The organism is Pedobacter planticolens (genome assembly GCF_014172375.1).
GTDB lineage: Bacteria > Bacteroidota > Bacteroidia > Sphingobacteriales > Sphingobacteriaceae > Pedobacter > Pedobacter planticolens.
The window spans coordinates 221437-240999 of the sequence record NZ_WNXD01000002.1; the positions used below are offsets into that span (position 1 = coordinate 221437).

Annotated in this window: 18 protein-coding genes; 8 read left to right on the top strand and 10 right to left on the bottom strand. The window is 40.4% G+C overall.

All coding sequences use genetic code 11. The features are described 5' to 3' along the window. Nucleotides 1–3 precede the first annotated feature (3 nt). The 4 genes from GM921_RS09640 to GM921_RS09655 all read right to left on the bottom strand — a co-directional run bounded on the left by GM921_RS09640 (nucleotide 4) and on the right by GM921_RS09655 (nucleotide 6089). Entirely contained in the window at nucleotides 4–1590 is a 1587-nt protein-coding gene (locus GM921_RS09640) for a type I restriction-modification system subunit M (protein WP_182922437.1), read from the bottom strand. Nucleotides 1591–1774: 184 nt separating this feature from the next. Beyond that, the gene (locus tag GM921_RS09645) at nucleotides 1775–3436 is read right to left on the bottom strand and encodes a hypothetical protein (protein ID WP_182922438.1); all 1662 of its coding nucleotides are present in this window, start codon (nucleotides 3434–3436) and stop codon (nucleotides 1775–1777) included. Then, a complete protein-coding gene (locus GM921_RS09650; protein ID WP_182922439.1) occupies nucleotides 3414–4079 on the bottom strand; it encodes a hypothetical protein in 666 nt (221 codons plus the stop codon). The genes GM921_RS09645 and GM921_RS09650 overlap by 23 nt, the downstream gene beginning before the upstream one ends. Further along, nucleotides 4080–6089 (bottom strand): reverse transcriptase domain-containing protein, encoded by a 2010-nt coding sequence (locus GM921_RS09655; protein ID WP_182922440.1) that lies wholly within the window; start codon nucleotides 6087–6089, stop codon nucleotides 4080–4082. It lies immediately after the preceding gene. A gap of 397 nt (nucleotides 6090–6486) precedes the next feature. On the opposite strand from GM921_RS09655, the gene GM921_RS09660 reads away from it, so the two are divergent. Beyond that, nucleotides 6487–7053, top strand: a complete 567-nt coding sequence (locus tag GM921_RS09660) for a hypothetical protein (RefSeq protein ID WP_182922441.1) — start codon at nucleotides 6487–6489, stop codon at nucleotides 7051–7053. A 28-nt stretch (nucleotides 7054–7081) separates the two neighbouring features. Here the strand turns inward: GM921_RS09660 and GM921_RS09665 are convergent, their stop codons facing one another. Beyond that, nucleotides 7082–7711 carry a P63C domain-containing protein gene (locus GM921_RS09665; RefSeq protein ID WP_182922442.1) on the bottom strand — a complete coding sequence of 210 codons (630 nt, stop codon included), beginning with the start codon at nucleotides 7709–7711 and terminating at the stop codon, nucleotides 7082–7084. A gap of 2 nt (nucleotides 7712–7713) precedes the next feature. Further along, on the bottom strand, nucleotides 7714–8928 hold the full coding sequence (locus GM921_RS09670) for an ImmA/IrrE family metallo-endopeptidase (RefSeq protein ID WP_182922443.1): 1215 nt from the start codon (nucleotides 8926–8928) through the stop codon (nucleotides 7714–7716). Nucleotides 8929–9244: 316 nt separating this feature from the next. Here GM921_RS09670 and GM921_RS09675 point away from each other — a divergent pair, with 316 nt between their 5' ends. From GM921_RS09675 to GM921_RS09705, 7 genes are all read left to right on the top strand, one after another. Further along, a complete protein-coding gene (locus tag GM921_RS09675; protein WP_182922444.1) occupies nucleotides 9245–10291 on the top strand; it encodes a hypothetical protein in 1047 nt (348 codons plus the stop codon). Further along, the gene (locus GM921_RS09680) at nucleotides 10291–11778 is read left to right on the top strand and encodes a hypothetical protein (protein WP_182922445.1); all 1488 of its coding nucleotides are present in this window, start codon (nucleotides 10291–10293) and stop codon (nucleotides 11776–11778) included. Before GM921_RS09675 ends, GM921_RS09680 begins: the two co-directional genes overlap by 1 nt. 9 nt (nucleotides 11779–11787) lie before the next feature. Beyond that, nucleotides 11788–12909 carry a hypothetical protein gene (locus tag GM921_RS09685; protein WP_182922446.1) on the top strand — a complete coding sequence of 374 codons (1122 nt, stop codon included), beginning with the start codon at nucleotides 11788–11790 and terminating at the stop codon, nucleotides 12907–12909. Between the two features lie 137 nt (nucleotides 12910–13046). Further along, entirely contained in the window at nucleotides 13047–13706 is a 660-nt protein-coding gene (locus GM921_RS09690) for a hypothetical protein (protein WP_182922447.1), read from the top strand. A gap of 221 nt (nucleotides 13707–13927) precedes the next feature. Continuing rightward, nucleotides 13928–14629: a hypothetical protein gene (locus GM921_RS09695; RefSeq protein WP_182922448.1), complete on the top strand. Its 702-nt coding sequence runs from the start codon at nucleotides 13928–13930 to the stop codon at nucleotides 14627–14629. An 80-nt stretch (nucleotides 14630–14709) separates the two neighbouring features. After that, nucleotides 14710–15651, top strand: a complete 942-nt coding sequence (locus tag GM921_RS09700) for an SMC-Scp complex subunit ScpB (protein ID WP_182922449.1) — start codon at nucleotides 14710–14712, stop codon at nucleotides 15649–15651. Then, nucleotides 15648–16217, top strand: a complete 570-nt coding sequence (locus tag GM921_RS09705) for a nucleoside/nucleotide kinase family protein (RefSeq protein WP_182922450.1) — start codon at nucleotides 15648–15650, stop codon at nucleotides 16215–16217. The genes GM921_RS09700 and GM921_RS09705 overlap by 4 nt, the downstream gene beginning before the upstream one ends. 208 nt (nucleotides 16218–16425) lie before the next feature. On the opposite strand, the gene GM921_RS09710 is transcribed toward GM921_RS09705, so the two are convergent. The 4 genes from GM921_RS09710 to traK all read right to left on the bottom strand — a co-directional run bounded on the left by GM921_RS09710 (nucleotide 16426) and on the right by traK (nucleotide 19545). Continuing rightward, nucleotides 16426–17436 (bottom strand): hypothetical protein, encoded by a 1011-nt coding sequence (locus GM921_RS09710; RefSeq protein WP_182922451.1) that lies wholly within the window; start codon nucleotides 17434–17436, stop codon nucleotides 16426–16428. Nucleotides 17437–17623: 187 nt separating this feature from the next. Next, a complete protein-coding gene (traM, locus tag GM921_RS09715; protein ID WP_182922452.1) occupies nucleotides 17624–18676 on the bottom strand; it encodes a conjugative transposon protein TraM in 1053 nt (350 codons plus the stop codon). Nucleotides 18677–18702: 26 nt separating this feature from the next. Further along, nucleotides 18703–18930 carry a hypothetical protein gene (locus GM921_RS09720; RefSeq protein WP_182922453.1) on the bottom strand — a complete coding sequence of 76 codons (228 nt, stop codon included), beginning with the start codon at nucleotides 18928–18930 and terminating at the stop codon, nucleotides 18703–18705. 3 nt (nucleotides 18931–18933) lie between these two features. Next, complete coding sequence (gene traK / locus GM921_RS09725; RefSeq protein WP_182922454.1) at nucleotides 18934–19545, bottom strand: conjugative transposon protein TraK; 612 nt, start codon at nucleotides 19543–19545, stop codon at nucleotides 18934–18936. Nucleotides 19546–19563: the final 18 nt, after the last annotated feature.

The window sequence follows — 19563 nt, forward strand, 5'->3', positions numbered from 1 at the left end:
CAATTAAAAAACTAGGCCTAATTCCTTGAAATAAACATCAATCTCCTTATCTAACTCCGCTCTTTTAATTTCAAGCTCTTTTATTTCCGCCATTACAGCATGTATATCGACTTCCTCTTCTGCCTCAAAGGTCTCTACGTACCTTGAGATGTTCAAATTATAATCGTTTTCTTCTATTTCTTTTAATGATGCACTGTAACTATACTTTTCAATAACCGTTCTGTTACGATAAGTGTCGACAACTTTATCAATATGTTCATCACGGAGCATATTCTGCGTCTTCACCTTTTCAAATTCCTTGCTCGCATCTATAAAAAGTACATCATTAGGACTTTCCTTGCATTTCTTGAAAACAAGAATGCAAGTTGGAATACTCGTACCATAAAAAATATTTGCAGGCAATCCTATTACAGCATCTAAATAATTGTTCTTTTCTATCAGGTGTTTTCGAATATGCTGTTCTGCTGCTCCTCTAAAAAGCACACCATGTGGAAGGACAATCGCCATGATTCCATTATCGGACAAATGATGCACCATATGCTGTACAAATGCAAAATCTGCCTTACTTCCAGGGGCAAGTTTACCATATTGACTGAAACGGTCATCGCTGAGATGCAGAGGATTAGCACTCCATTGCGCAGAAAATGGCGGATTAGCCACGATTGCTTCAAACTGGTGTCCCACATGCTGTGGATATTCCAAGGTATCTTCAGATTTGATATCAAACTGCCTGTAATGAACACCGTGCAAGATCATGTTCATCCTAGCTAAATTGTACGTTGTGCGGTTCATTTCCTGACCGTAGAACATGGCTACGTCCTTCACCTCTCTAGCAACGCGCAACAATAGCGATCCCGAACCACATGTCGGATCGTAGACCGATTTTAGCTTGTGCTTACCTGTTGTTACGATTTTGGCCAATATTTTTGATACTTCTTGAGGTGTATAAAACTCACCCGCCTTTTTACCAGCACCACTTGCAAATTGGCCGATAAGGTATTCATAAGCATCGCCCAGTACGTCAAGCTCTGTATGTTCCAGTTTAAAATCGATCTTATCCAAATGGTTTAGCACCTTAGAAATGATCGCATTCCTTGCTTCTGCAGATTTGCCAAGCTTTGTACTGTTGAGGTCCATATCCTCGAACAGGTTATCAAAATCTTCTTCGCTTTCTGTACCCATTGTACTCAACTGGATATTGGTCAGCACTTTCTGCAGGTCTCCAAGAATGAAATTGGTCTTAGCCTCCTCAAATGCAGTTTCATCTTCGTTATTTCCCTTGCCACGTCTTGCAAGTTCACTGAACAATTCCTCTGGCTTTAGAAAATAGCCAAGTTTTTGTAATGCTTCTTCCCGGATCACTTCAATGGATTCCTCAAAATCAGCCATCTTTGGAGACATCTCTTTAAACTTGATCTTGTCCTGTTTCAGGATCTCATTGGCAAAAATCTCCATCTTCTCGCTCAAGTACTTGTAAAAGATGAACCCTAAAATGTAGTCGCGGAATTCGTCCGCATTCATTTTTCCCCTAAGCGTATTGGCTATATTCCAGAGCTGCTGCTCTAAAATCTTTTTTTGGTCTTCTGACATTATAACTGTTTAATAGGGGCATTTCCCCGCAAGTAAAACTATTAAATACTATTAACTTAAAAAAATCGAAATAGCACCTATAAGATTAGCACAAACCTCATTAAGGATTACACACTATTGAATTCAAAATGCCTGAAATGCAACCTAGATTTATATACTATGGCCACTTAGCCATAAAATATAATCAAGAATTGGATCTAAAGAGAGTTATCAGGCCAATTAGATCGTCAAAATCCTGCATGTTTGGATTTGCAGTACCCGTATGCGCGATATCATTTCGCTTCTTGACCAGATCGGCAACTTTCCTCAGCTCCACATTCCCCTGGCCAAACTTAAATGCGATCACAAATGAAATATTTCCAAGGGCAGAATCTTTATATGGGTTTTTTAACCCCACAGCTTTCTCAAAATAATTTCCATTTATAGCATCCTGATGAAAAACTAACTGATAATCGAGCCCGATTTTAATGCATACCGTAACCCCGTTAAGGTCAACAACCGATACCGGGGAACCTGAGATAACAGATTTGGCGTACAGTTCTATTATTTGAAAGAGGCTCAAAAATGCACTTTTTCTCAGGTCAAGTTTTAAAAGCGTGAAGAATTCATCCAGTGCGAGGGCCGAAAAAGCCATAAAATCCACAAGAGTATTTACAGTTTGGGCCTTGGCATTTTCCTTCGCAACATATAGCTGTCTTAAATGTACCTTGGCAAAACACTCCAGCACCTGTGCCTTAAAGCTGTTATAGTTTTCAAGACTCAAATGATCCGGCATCAGATATTCTGGGGATTCTTTGATATAGTAACCATCCGCACCAAGCTTTTGCAGGTCACGCATATTCCATGCCTTATTGGAGGCAGTAAAGATAATTACCTGCACCCCTTCATTGCCCATCTTTATCTCCTTCAGGATTTTTGTGCCACTATAACTTGCAATTGGAAGAATATGCCCGCCCAAATCCTCTTTAAGCGGCAAAAGGCGAAGGTCGAGCAGGATAAGGTCCCAATCCATGGCCAGTTTGCTGCTGATCTCGGCAAAGAAATCCGCTTCCGAAAGATGCTCCCCAGTAATGGCGGCAAGAGTACCTCCATGGAATGCCTTACCCAATGCAGCTGTCCAGCCCTTGTATCCTTCATCGTCAATATAAAGAATTTTCTTTCCGGTAGCAGGTATCAGATTTGGCCCGGTCCCTATAGCAGCAGCGGGCGATCCAAGACTAATCAATTTCGATCTGTTTTTTGCTGACAGGTACTTAAAGAATAAAGAGCTTCGTTTTGCATAAGCAGGAGATGATGGGAGTAGGCTAGCAAGGTTGGCAACCTTATCGAACTGGATAACTCCCCATTCATTTGCCAGCGAATGTGGGCCCATCGTTTCCGAACCTTTAATAATTAGATTATTAAGTACTTTTGACCCAAAATCATTTTTGTCCGCTGGTCTGATATGAGTTAGGTGGGCTGCAATTTCTTCTACATCCTGTCCAACAAGCACACTGCCCTGGGTCGCCGCAATCAATGAATAACGGTTATCCTGATCTAGAAGTAGCGTTTCAAGAGACCGATCCGAGATAAAGATAATTGGCACCAGGTATTTTTCACCAATATTCTGGCTAAGCCGTATGTGCAGCCCGATACGGATACCAATGTTATTATCAGAATTTTCCCCAAGAGATGTTGGGATCAGTAACCTCTCCACTTTTTTATCTTTTAGATTTTCCGTTACGAACCTATCGATCTCAATATCATCACGTAAATCATAGTAGTCGATCGGAGTGATCTTCAATTCAGAAATTACCTTTTTTGTAAAAGCGTTTTCGCTATCATTAATTATAAATGTTGACTCCATATTTGTTTACAGCATTAATGATTTTTTCTAAGTACTTCAAAAAAGCATGCATTTCCAGTTCCGCAAATGCTTTCGCCACCTTGTCCTTTGAGTTGCAGAGTTCAGCAAATCTGATCACAAGCAACTCTACTTTCTTCCTTTGACCTTCTAATTCTCCGCTATTGATGACACTTGCAATCCTGCTGTACAAAAACAGCAATTCTTTATAAATAAAGTTCTTACCATATATCAAAATGCGAAGTTCGATACGCTGTTCCTCTACAAAATTATCCAAAAAATCCTTTAGATTTCTGTACATGAGCCGCTTGTTCATTCCTGTAATAGAACTCGATTTGACAGCGGTATATTCGATTTCGATAAATCCGTTGCTGAAGATGACGATTGGGATATTTTTTTCACGAGCTAATCCCCTAACCTTCTCCGCCACTGCTGTATTCCCAAGTTGCACCTGTCCAGCAGCATTGAAATCGGGGAAAGATTCATGCAGAAGGATGCAGGATGCATTTTCAAAGCGTGAAATATCATCAACAGCAGTTAATATATATACCGGTTCCAAGATATGGTTATACGTTTTTGCTTGCAAATAATCGCATCCATATTCTTTCTGCTGGGACCTTCGGTTGTCATCGATCAGATAAATCATCTAATAGAAAGATAAGGTATGCGTGAAACCATAGACTGCGTCTTCATCAACGCTCATTTTGCTAGGTGAGCCCGGATTATCATCCAACACCTTCAAGGTATAATTGCCGTCAGAAAAACTGGAAGTAATTGACCAGTTACAGAGGCCCTTAAAAGCTCTTGCTACTTCTCGGAAATTGCCGTTCATCAAATCGACGATATTAGCATCTCTGTGGCATTTGGAGCGAATGTGTGTAATTTCAAGGATTTTCATGTTATGATTACCGAAAATTTGCCGCTTAAATTCGATCCTAATTCTTTTCGAGACATCAACTCTTTCGAGGATACCATCCAAAATATGCCTTACCCCTCCCAGAAAAATATCTACATCAGTAAAAAACTCTGCACTCTCTAAATTGATCAGTTCGATCTCGAAGTTTTGGAACTCTTCTCCAAACTTCTCCTCCAAGGTTTGCACAACAGCCTGGTGCAACATTGGCGCCCTGAACTGTATGCTTTCCTTAAATGGACGTATAAACTGGTCCCGAAAGACCTTCATCCGGATAGGATGGACACCCGGATTATCAGCTATCCATTCTTTGAGTTCCGGAGAGCCCCAGCCAACATTGATATCTATTTTTTTGCCATTTTCCCATCGCCACCATTTTGGCCTTCTTTCAAAGCAAAAATGCTTTGCCCGGGCGTATAGGGATCGCGTAATGGAATAGCTCCTGAACGCACCATTAAACTCCCTTCCGGCAAGGTCCATGATTTTATCGTATTGAAATTCTCTTCCCGGAAGATCATAATCGTGTGTCAGGTACTTTAAGCCTTCACCATGCTGGAAAAGCCGTAGAAAGGTTGCTACATCAACTGGACGATGTTCTTCAAAGACCTCACTAGAGGTTGGATTAAGATTAGCGTGTTTTCTTGTCGATAAACTGCCACTTAGTTTTTTAAACCGCTGCGCCAATTTGACATAAGTGCTATCATCCTCACCCTTTACCATTTTCAGGAAATTGAGCCTACCATCAAGAGTATCTAACAGCGACTTTGATTCCGGGTAATAGTAGTCTATTCCCTGATCTGCATAATATTTTCCCTGGGCATTTGGATAGCCATATTTTTCCCAATAATATAGGTACATTCTTACAGCCTTGATGAACTTTTGTTCTACATTAATCTTTTTGTTCACGACCAAGCCCGTGACTTCCTGTCTTTGGGACATGTGTTGTAACCTGGTCTTGGATTCATTGATCGAAAATTTCTGCTCAATGATTATTTTTTTGAGCTCCTGTAGAAAGGATGAGCTTTGACCAAAAACCATTCTATTAGAGGAAAATGTAATGTCATCGGCATATCTGGAATAGGTGATGCCAAATCGTTTAGCTAATCCGGTGAGCTTTATGTCCAAATTTAGGCAGACTACATTCGATAATAGCGGCGAAGTCGGGGCGCCTTGAGGTAGTACACGAACTTCTTTGCTGCTTTGGGTTCCCTGACCAGGCATTGCCAAATCCATTTTCATAGTGCACAATCTCACTATTTCTTGCCCTAGAAGGGATTTTTTGCCTTTAAACCCAAAAGGAGCATTTTCAAGGGCTGAAATGAGCATAACATCGTCAATTGATGTGAAAAAATCCTTTAAATCAATGTTGAAAACGTAATGCTGGTTTACATGCAATGAAGCGTTCTGTACAATGGAACCATTCTTTCTAAAGCCAAAGGCATTTGGATGCGCTTCGAATACACACGATAATACTACATTAACAAGTCGTTGAAAAAATTTAAGCGGTGCGACAGGCGCGTTAATTAACCTGTCCTTTCCAGACGATTTTCTGACCGTAAAGCTATGATAGTTTTCCCTGCTATCGGTGATGTGGAAATTCTTTAGTCTTTCCTTAAACCGATGAGTTTCGCTGTTGCTTATCGGTAGACATTCTATAGCACGCATCAGTAGGTCAAAAAAATCCTTCTTTGTAGCGACTTCTTGGAACTTTGCCTTTAATTCAGAGCGGTGCTCCTCGGCCATCTGCTTAAATGGACTATTCACATGGATTTAGATAAAAAGGGCCTGCAAAATTCAATATATCAAACAAAATAGTAACAAGATGTATCTCAATAGTATATATAACCGTTCTCCCCAAGAAAACTTGGCTGGTATGCCGATCATTGGTTTAATGAAAAACCCAGCATAAAGATTCAATTTCTTAGCAGGCCCTATTAAATTCAAATATAATAAAACTAAACTCAAATTTAGTGTACATTATTTATCCAACTTGGTTTGGCAACGATATGGTATAATATTTTGTTCTAAATCCTCCGCACATGATTTGTCGGATAGGGTATATCTCTTTGTATTCTGGATATTCCTTGTTTTAACCAGTGAATTTTTAGAAATTGCGTTGATGGACTAATTTAAATTTGTGATGAAAAAAACTACAATGGAGGATTTCAGACTGATGGACAGGATCATGCTCGACCTTCATCAAAAAAGAAAATCAGTCATGGATTTTGAAGCGGAATTGCCACTTCGTCACGATGATATTGACTACTGCCTGGACGAACTCGAAAATATGGGCCTGGCAGAAAAGATCTTCGAAGACGGCGGCGGAACCTACCAGCTCACTGTGGACGGGAAAAGGTTCATCAAAAATGGAACTTTTGAGCAAAAGGCGCAACGAGAGGAAGTGAAAGTGGTCGAATCAAGGAATTTAGCCCAGCAGGAAAGTGAAAGAAAAGAAATAGAGTTCAATTGGAAGGCAAAAGACGAAAAGCGAAAAAACACAACGCTATTGTTTTCCTTTGTTCTACTTTGTTTTGGCGCTTGGAACATCTATCTTCAGACAGCCAATTCCAACAGGTTTCAACAAACAAACGATGAGGTTGATAGTATCAAAACCTTAGCTGAACAATCAAAAAAACGAATTGATTTACTTACAGAACAGCTTGAAACTGCAAATCGGTCTCGGACCAGTCCCGAAAAACACCGTTAGTATGTATTGTGACCAAATTGCATCTACACTAAGCTTGATCGGGATAAAGCTTCACTACTTTTACAGGTTTAACCTCTACACATTTTAATTGCATGGGCAAATTGTATTCTTTGGTGTACTTCAATTCAAAGTCGTACCAATCTTTTGACTCTTGCATCATCGCAATCGCCTGTTGAATGTACGTTTCCAATAGCCGCAATCCATCAGCATTAAGGAACTGGAACAGCTTGTATTTCTTAATGTAGCCGCTGACCAAGGGATTCTCCTTTAATAACAGCGTCGGAAGCACTTCTTGGGCAAATCGCGCATAGATATACTTCTTGATATAAATGGCAACCACTGGTGGTTTAATGAACGCGTTGGCATCCAGGTTGTCCCATCCGCACAATTTGAACATCAACTTGAAAAACGGAATGCTGTTTGGAAACATTGGGTAGTATGCTCCTGCCAGTTCGCTGATGACGTCCTTAACCTCCCTGATCGTGAACTCCAGACCGCTGCGCAACTGGTGTTTCTCCAGTTCGATATCAAACGACTTTTGGGGCAAAAGTGCATCCGCTCCAAAAAGTAGCCGTTGCTGTTCTTCTCTGTCCAGGGTCCTTTTAAGCTCCTTGTCAACCGCGTTTTCTCCGCTGGTTGTCTTTTTTTTATCCTTCATAATCAAATTGTATAAATGTCCACGTTCCTTTTGTTAGATATTTTCGGAACAGGGCTAAATTTCGAAAATTCACTGGTATTAAACCTTTCCAGCACCAGGTCAAAATTTGGCATAAACTTATTGAACCTTGCATAATCAGAGTCCTTAGCAGTGTCCCAGCAGTAAAAAGTATAGATAATACTAGGATGAACATGATTTTGTTCGGCATAGGCCTTTACAAATTTCGCATCGGAAATATGGGATTTCACAACATCCATCTTCTGATCGGCAAATAAATATTGCCTAGCGAAATTATCGGCCTCAGGCTCACTGATATGGATCGATTCCGTTTCTCCTGTAATATGATACTTTTCGTTCCTGATTTCTTCCCAGTCATACAAAACATGAAAGAGTTCGTGCAGCAATGCAAACCACATGCTGCCATAGAATGCAGTATATTTTGTAAGCACGATGCACGGCTTGTCCCTATATTTCATTGTTGCTCCGCGAAGATGGAGATCAGTGGTAAACTTTGGAACTACAATCAAGGTTACACCGAACTTGAACAGTGCCTGTGCTACCAGCAGCAAACCTCTTTCTACGTTCATTGAATGCCACCTGATCTGCGGAAAATACTCGATCAGTCCCTCCCGGTCATATTGATAGGGATTAGGTGTTTTGTCCAAGCTCTGACAGGCAGCTGCATACCAGAAACTCAAGTTTTCCTTATTCGTACTCCTTTTGCCGCTACTGAATGCCGCGGTAACCCGATGCTTGTTGTGGTCGAACACGGATTCGTACCCAAAGAAAGTCACAATTGCTTTTTCGATATGCTCAAAATCATTGATACTATTAATGAACCCAATCTTCTTTAAGCTGGTCAAATTGAAATTATTGACAATAAAGCTCCGCTTTTTAGCCGCTGTAATGCTTTCATGATGGATGTCATGGACCAGCTTGAAGTATTTATTAATGATCTCCTCTACGGATATCTCCAGAAAATCTGACAGTTTTAGAATGGTAACAAAATCGACCTTTTTTGCATCGCCAGAAAGTATGGAGCTCAACGTCTTATGATCAATATCCAGAATATTCTGCGCATGGTGCTTGGTGATGTTCAAGTACTCAAGCCTCTGTTCGAACAACTCCTGCAAAGGGTAATAGTTGACCTTGGAGTCCTCCGTAAAGATCCTATTCAAAAGTCTATCGATATCCGAGTGTCTGTTTTTATTGTCCATGTAGTATCAGGCGTTTTCCCCTAACAAATATATAACAAAATATGCTGATAAAAGCAATAAAAAACAAAGTCGGGCGAAAATGCCCGACTTTTTATCCACATTTAAATCTAAGCAGCTGGAAAGAATGAACATGATGCCCAAACACAAGGCCCATCCATGGCAAGCAAAACATTGAGGGCTCAACGTGAAGTTTGAGTTCAGAATATTGTAAACCGTAAATTATTGATGGAATAAATAACTATCTTAGCTTAAACACCTTGATGTCCAATACATCAATACTGTTTGACCAAATAAATTAACCCTCAAACCAAATCAGATGGATATTATTTTTAATGCGCTGTATAAAATAGACGTCGCGGCCAAAGCGACCCAAAAACTACCCCATACCGAGGAGCAAAAAGAACTAGAGAGCTACGTCCGAGAACTTTTGGACCTCATTGTAGATGAGAAAAGCAGTAGGGGCTATGAATTTACCAGTGAACACACCGAAGTTCGATCGTTGATCTCAGAAATCATTGGCACCCAATATACAGATCTTTCAACTCAGGAAGGGTTCGCCGAATCAATCGCAAAACGTTTGCTGGCCAAGGAGATCGATGCTGAAGAAAATAACAATCTCAATATCAAATTGGTAAAAGGGATAGCCGTGATCACCCTGATTCAGTTGAGCAATGGTGAACGCAGGTTTGTCATTTCCAAGGCTGATTACAATGAATACCTAGATGCAGAAAGCTACAAGAGAAGAAATGGGTTCCCGTTAAAGAAGAAAATCTACAAAGCATTCAGTGCAGCGCTGGATGAAGAAAACAACATATCCAAGATCCTTGTATATGACACCAACTCTACCTTTTCTGTGTATTGGTGGAGGGAATTTCTAGAGCTATCTGAAATTTATACCGATGATTACAATACTGAAAAAGTATTTGCAGCAATCGAGGGCAATGTGCTCAATCCCATCAAACAGAAACACAAGGCAGATTTTATCAGTCTGTGGAATGCCGCTGTCCATTATTTCAGGGTAAAGCCAGAATTTACAGTAGAAGGTTTTTTGGACGACATCATTAACACCTATGAGCCCTTCGACAGCAGCTTGGATGTTGGAAGTTTAGCAAAGAAAGTCGAAAAGCAGTTCGAAAATGGGAAATTTGATAAGCACTTCAAGATCGTCCCTAAGGTGATTACAAAAAAATTCAAACGTACCATACAGCTTACCAGCCAGATCGATCTTAACCTGAAAGATGGTATCCAGAATATCGAGCAGGTCATCAAGAGGTTTCAGGATAAGGACGGCTCCAAATGGGTAATGGTTCGTTCGGCGGAAGGGTATGAATATTTCAAGGACCAAACCGAGCTTTTATCGTAATGAAAGGGTATACTGCGCAGGATTTTTTATTACTCTTCGAGGGAAACCTCACGATAACCGAATGGTTCAGGGAAGCGGAAATCAATATTCAGGCAACGACTTTCAGGTCACTGTCCGAACAAGTATTCTTAGAAAACCTGACCTTTCTCAGCTCTAGGGATAAACTGCAATTGACAATCCAGGTTGATCACCACGACCCTATCGAATACTATTCCCAGTCGCATGATAACACCTTTTTTAGCACTTTAGCGGATCAGACCGATAGGTTTGAAAAGATCAGCTGCACGGTCAAAATTATAAAGACGCAGGTTCAGGGCAGGCTATCGTTGTACTTTTACCAGGATTTTGTCGATTATCTGGAACAATTGGAAGTTGAAGCCCAACTTCACCAATTCAACGCTGTGAGTAAAGATTACCTCATTTTTGAATTCCAGACCTACGCCAAAGAATTCAAGAGCCAGAGCATTTGGTTTGTCAATAGGCAGGACACCGGCACACCAGCAGCAATCGACCGCCAGGAAATCCTCGACAAGGGAATTAGCTGCTGCAGTTATAACCATTTCACCGATTTTAAACTTATCCCAGAGGATTTTCTTTTTTCAGCCCCTGCCGAAAACGCACTGGACAAGCTGTTTTCTAAGCTTAGGTGCGTATGTGCGATGTCATTTCTGATCGACATCAGTGAACTGAAAAAAAACAAGTTTTCCTACAGATTAAACGGTTATAAATCTATCCAGTCGGAGATCGAGATAGACAAGCAGCTATCCGATCCGCTAGATCAATACTTTAAAGTCTATACATGGGTATACAATGCCGGAAACCTCAACGATAAGTTGGGACTGGCCAGAAATATCATTTCCCTGCACATGGATGACCCAACTTCCATGACATTAAAGGGAGATGCCTTTCAGTCAATCCAATCCAGCTATAAGGTATACGAAAAGCAGAACATCAAGCAGTATATCGAGATCCGCAACAAGGTCACCGATCAGCTCCTCAGTTTTCATGACAGGGCGAACAAGATCATCGAAACCTTTGCTGCAGGCTTCCAGAAGAGCGCACTTGCACTCATCACCTTTTACATGTCGGTCTTTCTTTTAAAATTCCTGAACAAGGACGATTATGTAGGCATTTTTACCTGGGAGGCCAGTATCTTATCCACCATTTTTATCTCCTGCTCGATACTTTATTTCTTTGTATCTCGATGGGAAGTCAACGCACAGCGCAAACGGTTCGTGGATAATTATGAAGACCTTAAGGCACGCTACGAAGACCTGCTGGACAAACAGGATATTGCCCGTATACTGAACGGAGATCGTGAATTTAATACAGATCTTAGGTTTATGGACGAAAAAAAGGCAAAATATAGTTGGATGTGGATCGGCTTTTTGGTCATATTTTTCTTGAGCACTTGGCTGCTCTATTTTTTTGCCAAGGCAAATGCTGTTTTAAGCGCATTTTTGATTTTGCAGTTCGTTTTCAGATAGGAAATTCCCATGACGCAAACACAAACATTCTCGATCCAGTCGATCTTTTCAGCGATCGGCCAATACGACCGGTATGCTATTTTTAATTTCTTAAGGGGCTCAGCCGCATTTGAAACATACGGTGGAACGGTCTATGGCTACATCATATATTTACCATCTGAACGGGCTCGATTAAAGCAGGAGATGGAAGCTGGAAATACCAGTTCGGATGATGGAACGATATTTTTAGATGGCGCTCTGCAAGATAAGGAAAAGAACCAGCGCCTACTGACAAAGGGATTTCTCAGCACCGATATCGCATCCATAAATATCATGGATCTTGGGCCGATCAAAAACCAGTATGACGAAACAAACGTCAAGGAAATCCCCAATACCATTAATATCGACTTCCATCCAGAATTTCTGTCGGGTGAAAAAATGCTGCTCCATGTATTCCGTCTGAAACTTAAAGAAGGGATTCCTCTTATACCCGATGAAGTGAGAAGATATTATGGCCTGCAGCTGTTATTGGAACCGGAGCAGGTGACTGATGAGAATAAAGTTAACATCCTTACAGATCCAGCCACTGGAAAATACTACGATGATGTGCTCATCACAATACTCTCCTCTTTCGTGGAAGCAGATCGGGAAGGAAGTCCGTTCAGATATGCGCTGAATAACGCACTCTCAAACCGCAGGAAAACACGAGTGGCCTACATCTGCCGGCATCTTGGAATTGCGCTTAAACACATCGATAAGCTCCGGATTGAGAATATTGGCGCCTGGCAGGAACTGATGACGCTGGTCTACAGGTTTGAGCCTGAGACATTGACCTGTTGGGGCTGGACACATCATGTCTACTGGGACTTTGAGCGGTTCATCCATATTTATCTCAGGCACTACAAGAAATTCCTGATCAACGAGTCATCCAAAGGACAGGGAACGGGTTTTCTGTACACCATAAAAAATATACGCAGGATCATAAACATCGTCCTAGATGCAAATAAAGTCGCTATCGAAGAAAGGCTAAAGGCGGGGAAAGGATTTCACCTTCAAAATGACAAGGGGCATTATTTCAATGGGAACTATTATTCCATCAAGATAGACCCAGACGGGCGGTTGATGCAGTTCCATCCACAGGACAATGCTTAAACCCATTCAAACAACTTGCTTGACAGAAAAGATATGAATGCAAGATGAATAAGTTACCCGACAGCGAGCCGACACATTAGTGTAACATACTTGAAATTACTACTTTAGAGAAAAGTTATTTAATAACATAAATTGGCATGACCACTAACATCTTTGAATTTAAGCTTGAGTTATTGAAAAAGGAATTGGATACAATCCATCAATCAATAGCGCGATTAGACGAAGCTTCAATGAAGATCAAAAATTGGGCAATATTAATTTGGGCAGGAAGTATTTCCATTGTTCTAGGTAGCAATGAAACCGAACTAAGAAAGGTGCTGCTATTTGTGGCTGTGATACCGCTTCTTTTTTGGCTTGTAGAGGGGAAATGCAGAAGGCGTCAGCGTCATTTTATTTTTAGAAGTCAAGAGATTTCCACATTCATTAATAGTTCGCAATTTACAGAAGTATTCAAAAGTGAAGATTTTGGCAGCTTTAATTTGATGGGAATAATGGCATGGGACAAAGAATCCAGTGAAGTCATAGCATTCACATCCTTAAAGAGAATATTGTGGTTTGGCTCAATAAGAAACTTTTATTGCGGCTTAATTGCCATAACTATCATTCTGCAAGTTATTCTATATCCTAAGTCTGTGATAGTTAAAGAGCCAAAACCATCAAATTATAGTGCAGATTCTATTTTAATGCATCAGCAAACGCAAATTCTGGAAGGTCTCATAAAATTAAATATGAGAATTGATTCCCTTAGACCCATTAGTAAACCATACGGAAATTTGCAAAAAAATGATTCACAATAGCAGAACGTATTTACGATGTTGATCCCTTATCGATGATAATACGGCTCTGCCAAATGTTAAGATAACTACAGACCACTAACAAATTAGGATTTTCAGGAATTGTTAACTAGCTTTAAATAAGTATTTCGTTAACCCCTCAAAACCAATCAATTGAATCCGGCTTTACATTTTTCTCTGATACAAACGTTTTCTAAAAAACCCTTGAACTTTAGCTCTTAGCGATGGGAACCTATAAAGTTAAATATCTAGATCCTATAGCGGTTGCCATATCAAGTGTGCTCGCTGCACAATCGGTTGAACCACTAGAAAAAATAGTAAAGTCTCCTACCTGGGCGTTGGTAGTTGCAGCACTAATTTCCATACTTACATTTAATGTGATAATTCATCTGATCAGTACACTTCCAAAAAAGAGATATTTCACCAGAAAAATTCTTGATCCAAGGGCAGATTATGAAGGATACTATTTAGAAGTCAAGTATTTAAACAGCACCCGAAGCTATGCAGTTGTGTCATTAATATATCACTTCCCAACCGATGAATATCAAGTTGCCGGAACTTCAATGGATAGCGATGGCACAATCGGAATTCACTGGTCGAGCAATTTCGTAAGAATTGATCCCAACACAAAAAAAATCGTATATTCTCTTACGGGCCACACAACGGACGTAGCAGATGGAAAGACATTTGATGGGGTTACCAACATGAGCTTTCTTTATTTCGACAATAAAACACCTGTATCGGGAATCGGTTATTTTGTTGATACAATACCAGCTAAGTCAGATTTTTACTTTCAAAAAATTTCGGAGGAGGATTGCAAAAAGTATATTGGAAAAAATTCACTTAAAAGCACGATTGATTGTAGGTTGTTTGTTCAAAAATTTCACGCAGAAAACCCTGATAAAATATTCAGTTGGGAGAAATAACCAGGCGCAACATGAATTGTCATAATAATCTTTTATATCTGCTGATTACGGCCAGATGCCCATTGAGCTGCTCATTCTGTATGACAAAGCACTTGCATCGAAATGAAGATTTAGAAATCAACAATAATACATTAAACAGTCTACGCAATCTTTCAAGTCAGTCAGGAAAAGTATGCATAAGTGGGGAGGGTGATCCATTAGCTGCATGGGAAAATCTTCTAACCATTATTGAATCTGGTCCCGAAAATATTAATTATGAACTTATCACAAGTTCTTTTTGGAACATGCAAAGGACAAGGCGACTGTTAGAGACCCTATCTAGAATTTGCGAAGCAAAAAATTGCACTTTGGCATATAGAATTAGCATTGATCAGTTTCATGCAAAGGAAATAAATAGAGATGTGTTAGAAATACTAATATCTATTTTTGTAAAACAAAAATTATCAAATGCATCCTTACAGATTAGATCTATTACCGGACAGGAGAAATACGTTTTCGACCGGCTCCAAGGAATACTACAATCCAAAAATATTCAATATGATATCACAAAGCTGAGTGAAATAGACTATAAACTCAATACAAATTGTTTGCAGATAAAATTACAGTTCAAGCCGACTGTTCTACCTAGTAACTTCGATTATCTAGATGAATGGCCTATTGATAGATATATTGATTTTCTAGAAAAAAGCAGAAACACTGAGTTTCACATTGGCCTATTAAATAATTCGATGGAAAATCCAGTTTTCGATACAACGATAAACCCGGATGGAACTGTCGTATTATATGGTGCGGAACCTTTTGTATTAGGAAACATCACTAAAGAAGTATTTACCTATGAGCTTTTAAAGCAAAGAGTTCTAATGAATAAAAATCTAACCGATTTAATTTCAGCCAGATTTATTGACCTAGTTAATATGTGGAGGTCAGACAGTAAGCAGGCGGAATTGATTGAAAAAGTTAATAATCCTTTCTGGTTGATCAGAAATCTCCACGAACAAAATTTATTAACTCTTCATTCATGAAATTAATCTCATTAAGCGGGCCTTGTGGATCCGGTAAGACTACCTTAATCGAAATTTTAAAACCAAATTATGATTTTGTAAATTCAATATACAAAAATAGCGATGGCGCCCAATTGGATCCGACTTTATACATATCAAAAATGGACTATGTGAAAAAATGGTTTGATGAAGTTTGCGTACATCACAATAACGGAAAGTTCCTCATTGTTTCAGATCGCAGCCCTTTTGATTCATTAGCATACTTGAAAGTTGGTCAATCAAAATTCAAACAGTTATTAAATAATAATTTCAGCAAGTTGAAACACTTGGGAATTGATCATTATCCAATATTAATCACTGCTGAAAAGGAGATCTTAAGAAGAAGAATCCAAGAAAGGCATGTTTCGGGAACTAGCAGCGTAATTGAATACGAACAAGAATTAAACTTGCTAGAAAAATCGCTCTTATTTTTTGAAGAGACCACGAGAATTAATACACTAATCATAGACACTTCAAATGAAACACCCTTGGAATCATACTTAAAACTCAGGAACTACGTCAATCAAATATCGAAAAGTATTACGTAAGGAAATACTGAATAACGATAAAAGTTGACCATAAGATGGAGGCATTATTTTGCTTATCACACAGTATATAAACATATAGAATTTTCCATCTATATTACAATTATCCTATTTCGAAAGGTACTCTATTGTATACCTACGGTTACTTATAATTTTTTTCAAAATATTAAAGGCTGCCAAAAGCAGCCTTTAATATATCACTTTTATTAACCTAAAGACCTATCCCTTGACCCTGCTGCCTATTTTTGTTCTGTGCCTTATTCCTGCTTTCCACATATTCCTGCTTCAGATCAGCACTCTTTAAAAACTGCTCGCGCTTTTCGGTCTTTCCATCCTTATTGTAAAGATTGATCTGGCTATAGCGCGGTATCGCCTCCAATTGCAGTTTAACCGCCTTGCCATCTTTTTCTACGGTAACAGTTGCCCTGTTACCATTACGGATACTGCTTTCCAACAGTTCACGTTTTGCAGGATCAGCCAGTTCCTTAAACTCGAACTTATCCAAAACTCGAGACAGGTCAAAACCATAGGCAGGGTCGGTATACTGGTTGACCATAAAGTTGCCGTACTTGTCCTTTGCCACATCAAAATCCAATTTGATCCATGCTTTGTACTGGTGACCTGCCTGAGAAACCATGTCATCACGGTACACCGCTCGGCCCTGTATCAGATTCACCGCCTGCTCGGCAGAAAAACCTTTTCCCCTTTCCACATAGATGGTCTGGTTGATCGAAGGATTGCGGTAGGTCTGTGAAATCTCCTTATCTATAAAGTTCACTTTTCCATCTTCCATCGACACCATTTTCACCCCATGGTTTTCATCCTTCCCAATGACTAGGTGGCTGAAACCTTTCTGTTGGCTCAACGCTTCCTTCTGCGAATCAAAAAAGGCAATGGCCTCGGCAATATTGCCAAAACTTTCCATCTTGAACCCATCTGTTCCCTCGAGCTGGGTCAGTACCATCACCTTTTCTCCATCGGGAATTTTTGGACCCTTCTGGTGGTTCACCTCGAACTTGTTCAGGTAGTAATAGTCTGACTTGCCTGACTGTTTGAAAGAAAGGGTCATGTCTACCCGTCCAACGGTGGCCTCGGCGGAGTCATACAAATTGAATTCCGGCACATTCGCCTTCATCTTTTCTTCCATCTGCTCGATGAGCGCTGCCTTAAAGCCCAAATTCGACATTTCCTCTTTGAGGTTCTCTAAATTATTCAAATTCATAACCAATGTTTTTTGATTGTTAAATAAATACGCCTGACTGAAAAGTTCCTTTCCAGGTCGGGCTGATTAATTTTCGATGCAATGGCAGCAAGCTTGATTTTGAAAAGGCATTGTATCCTAAAAGACCCCAAAATAAAGTCGTCACTTTCCAGCACATCTGTTTTTCTAAGCTGCATAGCCAAAAACGCTATTTTCTGCTATTGTCTCGTAACAGAATGGGTAGATCGTCTTTCAGTTTCACTTTCACCACACGAACCCTTTTAGACAACAGCGATTTTGCCGCATCGATCCCTGCGCCAGCAAGCTCACCGCCAACACCTTCCATACCATACATTGAAACCCCACTAATGCCATCGGCGGCACCCATTGCTGCTGCATTACGAAATACTGCATCAGGCGCATCAATCCCAGGCATTCCATCCAGCGAATACACCGAAAGATCAACTGGAATAATTTGGCTTCCCAAACGCACGTTCTTAATATCTAACAGCAAACGCTGATTGGTAATCTTGCACAAGCCAAAAAGCAGGTGCCCCTTCGGGATCATTACCCCAGAAAGCAGCACCGAATCGGTCAACCTCAATTTCACCGCAGCGCCCTGCACCACCTTTTGGTTACCATCGATCACCGCAGTTATCGCAGAAAACTTTTCCAGATCCTGACCGGAATAAATCCTGCCCAAAACCTTCTGCTGCGCCCGAACAGGGTTCTGGATGTCCAGTATCTTTTCCAGTACCGAATTCATTTGTTCCATTTCGGGGTCTTTCTGTTTGCCCTCCTGCATGGATTTCATCATCTGTTCTAATCGGTCGACATCGGTTTTTATACCTGCATCGTTTTGTTTTGGGGCTTGGGTATAAGCTGGGCTTTTGCCTCCGCCGACATTAACAGGAGGTGAATTAATTTCCTTGTTCAACGCTTCCAATTTGGCATTGATCTCGGAAGTCTTTTCATCCTCTGCACCAAATCCCAGCTTGCCCGCAATCCCCGAAACACTATTTTCAGCCGAAGTATCCTTTCCAGCCTTGGCATAAAACCCCATCTTATCTACTGGTTCTTCCGCCTTAAAATTCGCGTCCGGCAAAGCGGTATTGATTCCCTTGCTAGCAAGCAAAGGATCAACCACCTGTCCACGACCGCCACTCAACGCATAGAACGCCAGCGCCATAAAGGGCAAAAGCATCAGCGGCAGCACCAAAAGGATTTTCCTTTTGTCCCTTGTTTTTTTAATTGTTTCCATAAAAATTGATTTGTGTAAATAATCGATTATCTAAATAGGCTACTCACCAGCCATAGGCAATAGCCTCCGAATAGCAATCCTAATCCAGCCATCACTAGCAAGATCGTCTTCGAATCATATTTTTTAGCCTTTGCATTCAGCTTTGCTGATAACGAAGTCTGCCATTTAAGAATCCATCCAGCGATCCGCTCAGCCACCGCATCAAAAGACCTATCTCCAGCCTCTTCTTTGCTTTTTCTCTTGAACCATCCCATAGCTTACGGTTTTACCACATCTGAATTCTCCAACGTCTCCCAGCGCTGGATCAAAAACCCGTGCGGATTGTTGTCCGAACGCGACACGTTGCGCAAATAACCTTGGGTCACCAAACGACGAACCACAGTCGAAGTAGAGCGGACCAACTGCTGCGTCGCAAAACACTTGAAGTAATAGGGATAGACATCCAGATTGAGCTCCACCGAATCAACCGCAATCTCCTGGGAGATATTCGCCGAAATCAAATTGGTGAAATAGCCCTGCTCTTTCAGGTTATCATAACTTTTCTTTGCACTCTGATCGGCCAGATTCAGCGCCAACAGCATATTTCTTTGGATCACCTTTTCATCGGGATCGAGCGTAAAAAACCAGTGGTGGAACATTTTCACATGGTCACGGATTTCTACCCCAATGTTATCCTTGCGCTCTGCCGAAAATGCCTCGATTGCCTTACCATTAGCCAAAATATATACCTTGGCATTATTGGTGCTCACCATATCAAAGCTCTTATAGATCGCAAAGCCCGATACCAGTACGCAGGCAATAATCAGAAAAAGCGAAAAAGTCTTGATATGCTTAAAGGCGGTATCTATATTTTTAAATTGTGTAAACATCTTTTTGAATTTTAAGTA

Excerpts from the sequence above, each read along its gene's own strand:
- GM921_RS09640 (WP_182922437.1), bottom strand. The coding sequence starts at position 1,590 with ATGTCAGAAGACCAAAAAAAGATTTTAGAGCAGCAGCTCTGGAATATA.
- GM921_RS09645 (WP_182922438.1), bottom strand. The coding sequence starts at position 3,436 with ATGGAGTCAACATTTATAATTAATGATAGCGAAAACGCTTTTACAAAA.
- GM921_RS09650 (WP_182922439.1), bottom strand. The coding sequence starts at position 4,079 with ATGATTTATCTGATCGATGACAACCGAAGGTCCCAGCAGAAAGAATAT.
- GM921_RS09655 (WP_182922440.1), bottom strand. The coding sequence starts at position 6,089 with ATGGCCGAGGAGCACCGCTCTGAATTAAAGGCAAAGTTCCAAGAAGTC.
- GM921_RS09660 (WP_182922441.1), top strand. The coding sequence starts at position 6,487 with ATGAAAAAAACTACAATGGAGGATTTCAGACTGATGGACAGGATCATG.
- GM921_RS09665 (WP_182922442.1), bottom strand. The coding sequence starts at position 7,711 with ATGAAGGATAAAAAAAAGACAACCAGCGGAGAAAACGCGGTTGACAAG.
- GM921_RS09670 (WP_182922443.1), bottom strand. The coding sequence starts at position 8,928 with ATGGACAATAAAAACAGACACTCGGATATCGATAGACTTTTGAATAGG.
- GM921_RS09675 (WP_182922444.1), top strand. The coding sequence starts at position 9,245 with ATGGATATTATTTTTAATGCGCTGTATAAAATAGACGTCGCGGCCAAA.
- GM921_RS09680 (WP_182922445.1), top strand. The coding sequence starts at position 10,291 with ATGAAAGGGTATACTGCGCAGGATTTTTTATTACTCTTCGAGGGAAAC.
- GM921_RS09685 (WP_182922446.1), top strand. The coding sequence starts at position 11,788 with ATGACGCAAACACAAACATTCTCGATCCAGTCGATCTTTTCAGCGATC.
- GM921_RS09690 (WP_182922447.1), top strand. The coding sequence starts at position 13,047 with ATGACCACTAACATCTTTGAATTTAAGCTTGAGTTATTGAAAAAGGAA.
- GM921_RS09695 (WP_182922448.1), top strand. The coding sequence starts at position 13,928 with ATGGGAACCTATAAAGTTAAATATCTAGATCCTATAGCGGTTGCCATA.
- GM921_RS09700 (WP_182922449.1), top strand. The coding sequence starts at position 14,710 with ATGACAAAGCACTTGCATCGAAATGAAGATTTAGAAATCAACAATAAT.
- GM921_RS09705 (WP_182922450.1), top strand. The coding sequence starts at position 15,648 with ATGAAATTAATCTCATTAAGCGGGCCTTGTGGATCCGGTAAGACTACC.
- GM921_RS09710 (WP_182922451.1), bottom strand. The coding sequence starts at position 17,436 with ATGAATTTGAATAATTTAGAGAACCTCAAAGAGGAAATGTCGAATTTG.
- traM (WP_182922452.1), bottom strand. The coding sequence starts at position 18,676 with ATGGAAACAATTAAAAAAACAAGGGACAAAAGGAAAATCCTTTTGGTG.
- GM921_RS09720 (WP_182922453.1), bottom strand. The coding sequence starts at position 18,930 with ATGGGATGGTTCAAGAGAAAAAGCAAAGAAGAGGCTGGAGATAGGTCT.
- traK (WP_182922454.1), bottom strand. The coding sequence starts at position 19,545 with ATGTTTACACAATTTAAAAATATAGATACCGCCTTTAAGCATATCAAG.